This window comes from Candidatus Cyanaurora vandensis, assembly GCF_013285555.1.
Taxonomy (GTDB): Bacteria; Cyanobacteriota; Cyanobacteriia; order Gloeobacterales; family Anthocerotibacteraceae; genus Cyanaurora; species Cyanaurora vandensis.
Genome location: NZ_JAAXLT010000097.1, coordinates 1 through 8,022, shown reverse-complemented (window position 1 = coordinate 8,022; position 8,022 = coordinate 1). Strand labels below are relative to the sequence as shown.

The 8,022-nt window shown below is 52.6% G+C and carries 7 protein-coding genes, 1 tRNA gene and 1 pseudogene; 4 read left to right on the top strand and 5 right to left on the bottom strand.

From position 1 onward, the window contains the following. Positions 1-301: 301 nt before the first annotated feature. The 3 genes from HFM78_RS06460 (at position 302) to HFM78_RS06450 (ending at position 1,822) form a co-directional block, all read left to right on the top strand. Positions 302-382 (top strand) — tRNA-Leu (locus tag HFM78_RS06460). A 29-nt stretch (positions 383-411) separates the two neighbouring features. Then, positions 412-1,377, top strand: a complete 966-nt coding sequence (locus tag HFM78_RS06455) for an aspartate carbamoyltransferase catalytic subunit (RefSeq protein ID WP_287128606.1) — start codon at positions 412-414, stop codon at positions 1,375-1,377. 7 nt (positions 1,378-1,384) lie between these two features. Then, positions 1,385-1,822 (top strand): GUN4 domain-containing protein, encoded by a 438-nt coding sequence (locus HFM78_RS06450; protein WP_287128605.1) that lies wholly within the window; start codon positions 1,385-1,387, stop codon positions 1,820-1,822. On the opposite strand, the pseudogene HFM78_RS06445 reads toward HFM78_RS06450, so the two are convergent. Both HFM78_RS06445 and HFM78_RS06440 read right to left on the bottom strand, forming a co-directional pair. Continuing rightward, positions 1,784-2,770 (bottom strand): annotated as a pseudogene (locus HFM78_RS06445) (tetratricopeptide repeat protein); the annotation flags it as partial. The gene HFM78_RS06450 and the pseudogene HFM78_RS06445 sit on opposite strands and share 39 nt — an antisense overlap. Positions 2,771-2,782: 12 nt before the next feature. Continuing rightward, positions 2,783-4,126, bottom strand: a complete 1,344-nt coding sequence (locus tag HFM78_RS06440) for a hypothetical protein (protein ID WP_287128604.1) — start codon at positions 4,124-4,126, stop codon at positions 2,783-2,785. Positions 4,127-4,450: 324 nt separating this feature from the next. On the opposite strand from HFM78_RS06440, the gene HFM78_RS06435 reads away from it, so the two are divergent. Continuing rightward, on the top strand, positions 4,451-5,725 hold the full coding sequence (locus HFM78_RS06435; RefSeq protein WP_287128603.1) for a hybrid sensor histidine kinase/response regulator: 1,275 nt from the start codon (positions 4,451-4,453) through the stop codon (positions 5,723-5,725). Positions 5,726-5,750: 25 nt separating this feature from the next. On the opposite strand, the gene HFM78_RS06430 is transcribed toward HFM78_RS06435, so the two are convergent. From HFM78_RS06430 to cysE, 3 genes are all read right to left on the bottom strand, one after another. Next, positions 5,751-6,152 carry a hypothetical protein gene (locus HFM78_RS06430; RefSeq protein ID WP_287128602.1) on the bottom strand — a complete coding sequence of 134 codons (402 nt, stop codon included), beginning with the start codon at positions 6,150-6,152 and terminating at the stop codon, positions 5,751-5,753. 105 nt (positions 6,153-6,257) lie between these two features. Further along, positions 6,258-7,013, bottom strand: coding sequence for a thioredoxin domain-containing protein (locus HFM78_RS06425; protein WP_287128601.1), 756 nt, complete (start codon positions 7,011-7,013; stop codon positions 6,258-6,260). Between the two features lie 56 nt (positions 7,014-7,069). Beyond that, the gene (gene cysE / locus HFM78_RS06420; protein WP_287128607.1) at positions 7,070-7,765 is read right to left on the bottom strand and encodes a serine O-acetyltransferase; all 696 of its coding nucleotides are present in this window, start codon (positions 7,763-7,765) and stop codon (positions 7,070-7,072) included. Positions 7,766-8,022: the final 257 nt, after the last annotated feature.

Sequence of the window (8,022 nt, the reverse complement as noted above, 5' to 3'; positions counted from 1 at the left end):
TACGCCGGGCTCGCCACCAGATTGCCTTTGATCGCCCCGACCTGGCGAGCGATGAGCGCCGAATCACGAATCTGCCCCACGCGAACCGCGAAGTCGAAGCCCTCTTTGACCAATGGGAAACAGACCAAGCCCTCGAAGAACTCAAACGTAAAATGGGCCGTTAAAGAACTAGCGTAAATGCGTCTCGTCGCTTTCAGCCCGCACCTTTGCAGCCCATGGGTGTATTAAGAGCTATTGGGCTTGCCCGAAAATTGGGTTTGATTGACGACGTACCCGGCATTTCCTATGATGAGGAGACCATGCGGATGTGGCGGAACGGTATACGCGCTAGTTTGAGGGACTAGTGGAGCAATCCTTGGGAGTTCGAGTCTCCCCATCCGCAAGCTTTCGCAATGGGCTAACAAGACGAGGGTGAGTGCATTGGTTTGGCAGCGCAGGCATATCCTTGGCTTACGAGACTTTACGCCACCGGAATACGAGTTAGTTCTCAGGACCACCCATACTTTCCAGGGGGTATTGGCCCGTCAGAACCGCAAAGTTCCGACCCTCCAGGGCAAAACCGTCGTCAACCTCTTCTTTGAAAGTTCGACGCGCACCCGTTCTAGTTTTGAAATGGCAGCCAAGGGCCTATCGGCGGATGTATTAAACTTCAGCCCCAGTACTTCTTCCTTGACTAAGGGCGAGACGATTCTTGATACCGCCCGCACCTATTGTGCGATGGGCGTGGCGATTCTTATTGTGCGCCACCGCGAGCCGGGAGTACCCCATTTGATTGCCCGCGATGTGGACGCCTGGGGCGTCCGGGTTTTCAATGCTGGGGATGGACAACACGAACACCCGACCCAGGGTCTACTGGACCTCTATACGCTCTGTCACAGTCTGGACCCCGACCAGCCGCGTCCCCAGTTATTGCGGGGCAAAAAAGTGGTTATCGTCGGGGATGTCCTCCATTCCCGCGTGGCCCGTTCTAACCTGTGGGCCTTGCAGCACTGTGGTGCAGAAGTCCACCTCGCCGGACCCCCCACCCTAGTCCCCAAACTCTTTAGGGAACTCGGAGCCACGGTTCACCACCAGCTAGCTCCGGCCCTAGAGGGTGCCCATTTTGTGATGGCCCTCAGGATTCAGCAGGAGCGCATTGACCAGCAACTCATCCCCACGCTGCGCGAATACCACCAGCTTTACGGACTAAACCACGAACGTCTGAAAGCCTGTGCGCCGGGGGTCAAACTGTTGCACCCTGGACCTACTAACCGCGATGTCGAGATAACGTCGGAGTTGATGGACGACCCCCAGTTGAGTTTGATTGACCGACAAGTGACCACAGGGCTAGCTTCACGCATGGCCCTGCTGTACCTGTTGGGCGGCGGTAAGCCCTAGGAGACCGATGACCCACCCACACGATGACCTGCGGCAATTGTTGATGGACCAGGATTTCCAGGCGGCGGACCGACTCACCCTCGCCAAGCTGTGTCAATTGACGGGACCCCTGGCAGCCAAGCGGGGTTGGCTCTATTTCACGGAAGTAGACCGCATCAAGACGACGGACCTACAAATAATGGACGAGCTATGGCAGGCATATTCTGGGGGCAAGTTCGGGTTCTCCATCCAGCGTGTCCTTTGGCTGAGGGTGGGCAAGGACTGGGAGAAACTCTGGCCCCTGATTGGTTGGCGGCAGGGCAATGACTTCACTCGCTATCCCCAGGGGTTTACCTGGGATACCACTGCGCCAAAGGGCCACCTACCTTCCTCTAATCAACTGCGGGGGGTCAGGGTCTTGGCAGCCCTACTGACCCACCCGGCTTGGTCCGAGGGTAAGGGCTAGGGTACGGGCACGACGAGCGAGGGGATAGCCGGGGTCAGCTTTGGCCCACGCTTTGAGGGCAAGCTGGATTTCTGCACGGGCCTGGGCTAGCTGGCCTTGGGCGATGAGGACTTGGGCAAGTTCGTAATGGGCCTCAGGATGGCTCGGGTAAACTTGCAGGGCTTTTTTGAGGGCGGTGGTGGCCTGGGACCAGTCTTTGAGCTGACGGTAGACCCGGCCTAGGTCGAGTTGGGCCACTTGGTCGAGGGGACGCTCCCGGAGGTATTGGGCGTAGAGCCGGAGAGCTTGGGGGTAATCACCCCGGAGTTCAGCAATCCGAGCTTTGTCTCTAGTGAAGCGGGCTTCCCAGGTAATACTTTGGACTCCGTATTCAGCACAGACCCGCTCGACGGTCGCGATTAAGCCACTAGCCCGCTCACCATCTCCTGTGGCAAGATACAGCTTGAGGTAGCCTATCTGGACAAACGCGGTAAGTAAACGATTGCCTTGGGCTTGGGCCTGCTGAGTTTTGAGGAGGGTTAGGGCACGCTCGGTCTGACCCGCTTGGGGGTAAGCATCTACTAAGAAGGATTGAAGAACTAAGGTAGCAATGGGAGATTGGGATTTCTCCGCTTGGGTGAGGAATTGAGGTAGTTGTTGAACAGCAGCTTCCCACTGCCCCCGCAAGCGATAGTAATCATTTAAGTCTGAGTAACTATTGGCCAATTCCTCGGGGAGTTGACTGGTACGGCGAGCCCTTTGGAACCGTTGGTAAGCCCGGTCAAAATTTCCCAATTTCATCTCAATAACGCCTAGGCTGAGTTGGGCTGAGATGCTTTCTCGGTCTACCCCTAAGGCCTTTTCATAAGCCTGTCGCGCTGGGTCAAAATCGCCCAGAGCTTCATGGAGTCCGCCTATTTTTAGGTAGGCAGCGGGTTGGTTTGGAACACGCTCTTGATAAGCTTGGTAACGACTGAGGGCTTATTGCGGTTGGCCTTGTCTCGCGTAGAGTTCGCCGATCTGCAAAAGATATTCGGTCTGGTCTGGATCTAGCTCTAGGACCCGTTCACTCGCTTGGATAGCTTCTTGAAATTGGGTCGTGCCTTCATAAAATCGGGCTAGACGACTGTGGGCTTGGACATCCTCTGGATACAGGGCTACCCATTGCTTGAGGACATTGCGTTGTTCCTGTGCTTGTCCCGTGGCGAAATAAAAGTTTGAATTAGCAACGAACTGATAGTATTCCGTTAACTTGAAGATATATCGCTTAGCTTTTCTAATTTCACGGTTAGCGCGGTCAATCTCGCCACTGTTGAAGAAGGTGACAAACCGTAAATAATGCCCCATGGCGTAGGTAGGGTCCTGGGCCACGGCCTGTTCGAGTTGACGGGCGGCGGCGCGATAGTCTTGGTCAAACTTGAGTAAGTTCTGGGCGGTGATGGCGTGGGCTAGGGCGGGTAAGGACTGGGTGGAAACTTCAGCGATGGGCATATCCAGTCCCTGCTCAAGGTGTTGGACTGGAACGCCCACATCCTGTTTGAGTTGTACGCTCATCCGGTCTACTAACGCAAATAAATCCTCCCCCTCATAAACCCGTTGAGTCAATTGTTTCACTCGCTCGGTTTCGTAGAGTGTGACCTGGATGCGATAACGATTTTTGTTTTTACTAAAAGTCCCACGTACCAAATACTCCAGTCGGTAATAACTGGCAATATCCCGCTCTAGTCCCAATCCCAGGTCATCCCGGTAGGAAAACGTTGCTTTTTGGATACGCTCCACTAAGTCATAACCGTCGCGCACATCTAAATAGAGGTCCTGGGACAAATCCGTAGCGAGTAAGTCCGGCACCCCCTGACGTAACCAATCCAGCCCCTGCTCCCCGCTGGTATTCTGGAAAAAAAATAAAGCGATGTGTTTACGAAAAGCTCCCTTGGGAACTGCCCGCTGCACATTACGCCCATTGCCGTCCTGGACTGTGACCATCGTGTTGACCATCCCCAATTCCTTGCCCTGGAAATTGAGAAAAAGAACGCCTGCCAGCACGACCAAGTTGAGGGGAATCCCAGCTTTCTCTACCCAGGACCACGGTGTCGGCCCCGACTCTCCCCGAAAATAGGCCAAAATCACCACACTCGGCACGAGCAGAATCACGGTGTAAACAAAAAAATCCGTCAGGTAGGCCGAGACTTGATACCGCTCGGTCAGCCAGTCCACGAACTGCACCCCGCCCCAACAGGCCACGGCATAAGCCGCAAGGTTCTGGGGGACCCGGCGCGTGAGTAATCGTTCTAGCCAGTTGGGGTTGCGTCCAAAAAGCTCAGTCATGGTGGTGATGTTGGTTATTCAGAGTATATCGCTCGGTCTAGGCTCTTCTCCATAGTGCAGAACTTCAGGAGCGGCGGGACTAATGTTGCCAGGACCCACTGCCGCGCAAAGTGAAACTATGACTCTAGACAGATTTGTGCTAGGTTTCGCCTTGCTTACGATTACAAGTGGAAAAATTCGCGTGGAGTAAATCATGACGAGTGAAAGGACGCATTTTTTTTACAGATTGCTGGCTTTTTTAAGTATAAATACTCACACGTATTATGAGTTTGAACCCGTATTTGTACCTACTAATCAAGCCAACCTATGTCCAAGGAATAGCTAATGGAGGATGAGCAGTTGTCTGGAGAATTGTCAGTGGTGGAGATCACTGCCCTGCGTAAGCGTGTGGCACAACTTGAATTATTGACAGCAGAGCAAAATCAGCAGTTGACGCTAGTACAAAAAGCCTTAAAAGAAGCGGAGGTGGCGAGTCAGTTTAAGGACGAGTTTCTTGCCACTGTCGCCCACGAGTTACGGAATCCTCTAAACATTATTCTGGGCTGGACCCAGATTTTAAGGCGTAAAACAACTGACGCCGCTACTAGCCAACGCGCCTTAGAAATCATTGAGCGTAATGCAAAAACTCAGAATCAAATCATTGAAGACCTATTAGACATTACACAGCTGGTGCATCGTAAGCTCCGTCTCGATCTAAAGCTGGTCATCCTGGCTGAAATCGTCCAGCTTGCTATTGACTCAATTCTTGTTATCGCACTCAACAAAGGAGTTCAAGTCACAGTTAACATAGCAGCAGATGTGGGAACAGTATTGGGCGATGCCAGTCGGCTACAGCAGGTGATTTGGAACATTCTCTTTAACGCAATCAAGTTTACGCCCCCTGGTGAACGCGTAGAAGTCCGCCTAGAGCGTGTCAGTACAGAGGTTGTAGTTACCATCAGTGATACGGGACGGGGCATCGCTCCTGAGCTTTTGCCCCATATCTTTGAGCGTTTCCGGCAGGGGCGTAGTACCACAACTGGTTATCATGGACTGGGTTTAGGGCTTGCCATTGCCCATCAGCTAGTCGAGCTACATGGCGGTACGATTGAGGCGACGAGCCCAGGCGAGGGACAGGGGGCGACTTTTACCATTCGGCTCACCGTAAGTACTATCCGAGAAGAAGATCTGCGCTCGGTGTTACTGGAGATGCCCGTGGCAGAATCACCGAGCCCTTCCCTAAGCCCAACCCAGCTTAAGGTCTTAGTGGTAGACAGTAATGTCGAAGCTGGAAACCTAGCAAGTATTGTCCTGCGCCAAGCTCAAGTACGCAGTACGCCATCGGTTAAAGTCGCCCTCTCAGCCCTGACTGAGTGGGAGCCTGATATCCTGATTGGTGAGATTGCCATGCCTGATGAAGACAGCTATGCACTCATCCAGCAAGTACGCGCTCTGAGTACCCAGAAGGCCAGATTGCCCCCTGATACCGTGTTAACCACTGATCATCGGGACTACCCACTAGGCGTAACAGTTGGTTATCAGATCGATATCGCCAAACCTGTGCCTTTGGAAGTTATAGTTAATATTATTTCAGAGTTAACCAAACAAAGTTCACAATAAAATTTAGATAGAAACTCAAGGATGACTAACGATCCCTATAAACTTCATCAATACTATCAATGATACTTTTGGCGAGGATTTTTGAATCTTCATTACTGCCATCTGAGAGACGAACAAACTCTAATCCCGTAGGGTCCTTCAATAAAATGTCATTATGAGGACGACCGTCTCCGCTGTTTGCTTTGGCAGTGAGTGTGATCTGCCAACCTTTGTACTTATTGTTTATATTCTTACGTGTATAACCATCCTCAAGTTCATCAATAATACTTTCAGCTAGGATTTTTGAGTCTTTAGTACTGCCATCTGAGAGGCGAACAAATTCTAACCCCGTAGGGTCCTTCAACAAAATGTCATTATGAGGACGACCATCGGCAGTGTCCGCTTTGGGCGTGAGCAGGACCTGCCAACCTTTGTATGTGCTGTGCATAACATGAGTGTATTCATTGGCTTACTTCTAAAACTCATTCTATGGACAGAGTCTTTGTTGACACTCCACTTAAGCCGGACTCACGTTTGTTTGACCTCAGTGGATTCAGCGGTCGGGTACTTGGACCGTTTTAATCAAGCGGATTACGGTCTCGAAGTCCTCTAGGGGCCGCGCGCCCTTGAGAACTACACCGTTGAGGATAAACGTGGGAGTACCTTCAATCCCTAAACTTTGGCCCTGCTTGGAATCAGCATTTATTTGAGCCACCGCTTGGGGACTCTTGCGGTCCTTATTAAATTGCACCATGTCCAGACCTAGTTCGCGGGCAATGGCCTCGTAGTTATTGGGAGCGAGTTTGGCGTTGAGGGCAAATAGACGGTCATGGTACTCAAAAAACTTACCCTGTTTACCAGCGGCCCAGGCAGCTTGAGCAGCGGGTTTGGCCTGTTTGTGGGAGGGGAGGGGGTAGTGCAGGTAAACCAAGCGGATATCACCTTTGTACTTCTCTACCAGAGCCTTGACGGTCGTGTTCGCCCGGGCACAAAAGGGACATCCAAAGTCTGAGAACTCTACTAGCGTCAAACTGGCCTCAGCGGGTCCGAGGCTGGGTGCGTTCTGGATGTTGACCACGACGGGTTGAGCTAGATTCTTTTGCCATTCGGCCTGTTGTTGCTCACGGGCTTGCTGTTCTCGATAATTCGCTACGGTCTCTAGGATTACCTGCGGATTGCGCTTAATGATCTCAAGGACCTGTTGTTCTAGGTTCGTGGGCAGAACCTGTTTTTCTAATTCAGTCTGGGCTTGGACCGGGAGGACCACCAAGGCTAGCGTCAAGAGCCGAACAATACCGGAAAGCAGCATGGAGTCAATCCAGGAGAACGTTTTATAAGGTAGTTGATTATTGTGAACTGTGGCAATCAAATCCCCAGTCCATTGCGATACTCATCGGTCGTGCGGCTGAGGGGACGGGGTGGACTGGCTAGGCGTTGTTCCAGTTCATCTACCCGTTGGATCAGATCACGGATGACATCGGCTACCGGGTCGGGGACCTGGGAGTGGGCCAGGGGGTCCAGGCGTTTGCCGCCCTGATAAACCACTCGACCGGGGACGCCCACGACTGTGCAATCACTGGGGACAGTGTGGAGGACCACCGAACCCGCACCAATGCGGACATTATTACCAATTTCGATATTGCCCAAGACCTGTGCCCCGGCTCCGACGACGACGTTATCCCCGAGGGTGGGGTGGCGTTTACCCAGTTGTTTGCCAGTCCCACCGAGAGTTACGCCTTGGTACATCAAAACGTTGTCGCCGATGATCGCGGTTTCGCCGATGACCACCCCCATCCCGTGATCAATGAAAAAGTTTTTGCCAATCAAGGCGGCGGGATGGATCTCAATCCCGGTGGCAAAACGGGCCAAAAAAGCGACTAAGCGCGGGAGAACTGGGATATTCTGTTTGTGGAGCCAGTGGGCCAACCGATAGGCCAAGACCGCGTGGAGACCAGGATAAAAGAGGACAACTTCGACCAGCCCCTTCGCCGCCGGGTCCTTCTCGAAAATAATGCGTACATCCGCTTTTAGGGAGGCTAACATCTGCCGAAAACTGGTCAGCACATCGGAGTCCTAAGGCTTCGCCGTGATCTTAACAAAAAGGCCTACGCCACCCGTGAAGGACAGTCCACGCAAATCTTAAAAGTCACGCCTGTTCTGGTCGTCCCCGCTCCTTAGCTTTGGAGGAGAGGGCAGGTTTGGTAGTAGGTAATAAAGGACTATTGACATACTCACCGTCCTAAAGGCGCGGTGATTCCCTTGCGGTTACTGGCTCACAGACAGCATTTACCGTTGACGATGACTCGCCAGCAGCAGCG

Coding starts and splice junctions, on each gene's coding strand:
- HFM78_RS06435 (WP_287128603.1), top strand. CDS start 4,451: ATGGAGGATGAGCAGTTGTCTGGAGAATTGTCAGTGGTGGAGATCACT.
- HFM78_RS06450 (WP_287128605.1), top strand. CDS start 1,385: ATGACCCACCCACACGATGACCTGCGGCAATTGTTGATGGACCAGGAT.
- HFM78_RS06440 (WP_287128604.1), bottom strand. CDS start 4,126: ATGACTGAGCTTTTTGGACGCAACCCCAACTGGCTAGAACGATTACTC.
- HFM78_RS06430 (WP_287128602.1), bottom strand. CDS start 6,152: ATGCACAGCACATACAAAGGTTGGCAGGTCCTGCTCACGCCCAAAGCG.
- HFM78_RS06425 (WP_287128601.1), bottom strand. CDS start 7,013: ATGCTGCTTTCCGGTATTGTTCGGCTCTTGACGCTAGCCTTGGTGGTC.